Here is a 1,034-nt window from a genome sequence, read left to right as displayed (position 1 = left end):
TTCTGAGCGCAGAAATCATATACCTTTCGTTCTCAGTGAGGTGCGTGTATTTCATGTTTTTTACTTCTTGGCGGGAGCAAACTTCATGATTATCGCATCTCACTGTTTTTATGTTCAGAGGTGTCGCACTTCGTACTTGAATCCAAGGGTTATAACAAACAATTCAAGCTGATTCGCAACGCTCGGCGCTTTCGGTTTCAATTTGTTTGGTGATTACGGTGAAGTGTCTAGGCAATGTGGCAGTGTTGCTCACAACTTAATTGGGCGTTATGCTGCAATCAAAAACTTCTGGCTAAGACTTAAAATAAGGTCTAAAATTAGCACTTATTTAAATGCTTAATTGGTGTAGTTATGAGACAGGTTTTAGCTGATTGTTCAGCAAGTATTTCTGAGTTAAAGAAAAATCCCACCGCTTTGCTAAACGAAGCTGATGGTTCTGCTATTGCTATTCTGAACCACAATAAGCCAGCAGCTTATCTTGTTCCAGCAGAAACCTATGAGTTTCTAATGGATATGCTCGATGACTACGAGCTTGCTAAACTAGTTGAAAGTCGCCGCGGTGAGTTATCTGAAGCGGTGGAAGTAGATATCGATGACTTATAAGCTTAAATTTCTACCTGCCGCCAAGAAAGAGTGGAGTAAGCTAGCTCCACCAATTCAAAGTCAGTTCAAAAAGAAGCTTAAAGAGCGTCTCGAAAATCCGCATGTTCCTTCATCTAAGCTTCGTGGCTATGACTCAGTTTACAAGATCAAACTTCGCACTGCGGGGTATCGCTTAGCCTACGAAGTCATCGACGATGAAATTGTGGTGTATGTGTTGGCTATTGGTAAAAGAGATAAAGATGCAGTGTACAAAAAGCTAGCATCGAGGTTCTCGTAACAGCAGCATAACAAGAGACTATGGCGTCAATAGTTAATCTTTGACGCTATCTTTATCCCACATTACACCGTCTCTTAGCATCGAATTAAGTATCACAACCATCTTTCTCATACAGGCAACTATGGCTACTTTCTTTGGTTTTCCTGCCGCAAGT

At 41.1% G+C, this 1,034-nt stretch carries 2 protein-coding genes and 1 pseudogene; 2 read left to right on the top strand and 1 reads right to left on the bottom strand.

Annotated features, from left to right (window positions below; genetic code table 11):
• Positions 1-351: 351 nt before the first annotated feature.
• Both ELS82_RS25240 and ELS82_RS25235 read left to right on the top strand, forming a co-directional pair.
• Positions 352-603, top strand: a complete 252-nt coding sequence (locus tag ELS82_RS25240; protein WP_017038856.1) for a type II toxin-antitoxin system Phd/YefM family antitoxin — start codon at positions 352-354, stop codon at positions 601-603.
• Positions 593-880: a type II toxin-antitoxin system RelE family toxin gene (locus ELS82_RS25235; RefSeq protein WP_013868556.1), complete on the top strand. Its 288-nt coding sequence runs from the start codon at positions 593-595 to the stop codon at positions 878-880. Before ELS82_RS25240 ends, ELS82_RS25235 begins: the two co-directional genes overlap by 11 nt.
• A 33-nt stretch (positions 881-913) precedes the next feature.
• Here ELS82_RS25235 and ELS82_RS25230 read toward each other — a convergent pair.
• Positions 914-1,034 (bottom strand): annotated as a pseudogene (locus ELS82_RS25230) (IS110 family transposase); the annotation flags it as partial.

The sequence above is a fragment of the Vibrio ouci genome (assembly GCF_004551525.1).
Classification (GTDB): Bacteria; Pseudomonadota; Gammaproteobacteria; order Enterobacterales; family Vibrionaceae; genus Vibrio; species Vibrio ouci.
This window is presented reverse-complemented; position numbering and strand designations above follow the sequence as displayed.

What these genes read in the sequence shown, in the direction of transcription:
- ELS82_RS25240 (WP_017038856.1), top strand. Translation starts at nt 352, where the DNA reads ATGAGACAGGTTTTAGCTGATTGTTCAGCAAGTATTTCTGAGTTAAAG.
- ELS82_RS25235 (WP_013868556.1), top strand. Translation starts at nt 593, where the DNA reads ATGACTTATAAGCTTAAATTTCTACCTGCCGCCAAGAAAGAGTGGAGT.